Genomic DNA, 260 nt, shown 5'->3' with positions numbered 1-260 from the left:
CAGCGAACACCGTACTAAAGTGAATCTTCTTACCATCTAAACAGATGCGTCCGCAGTTAGTCACGGTCACTGTCTTATCGTGGAAGGGATAACTCACATCGGGTAGCCCTTCATATTTTCGGGTCGAAGGAACATAGAGCTGTGCCGGTTTTTTCATCTCCAGGGCTTGATGGGGCCGCTCATAGTTGTACTCATGGATAAAGTCTTCAAACTTATCTTGCTGTTGCAAAAGTGTTTTGGCAGGGGGTTTAGTCGTCGCT

Annotated in this window: 1 protein-coding gene; it reads right to left on the bottom strand. The window is 46.9% G+C overall.

The features are described 5' to 3' along the window. A partial coding sequence (locus ICN46_RS11900) for an integrase core domain-containing protein (RefSeq protein WP_216209143.1) occupies nt 1-260 on the bottom strand: 260 nt, incomplete at both ends.

Source organism: Polynucleobacter sp. Latsch14-2 (assembly GCF_018881925.1).
In the GTDB taxonomy this organism is placed as follows: Bacteria; Pseudomonadota; Gammaproteobacteria; order Burkholderiales; family Burkholderiaceae; genus Polynucleobacter.
The sequence above is the reverse complement of the archived record's forward strand: the minus strand, read 5'-3'. Positions and strand labels throughout refer to the sequence as shown.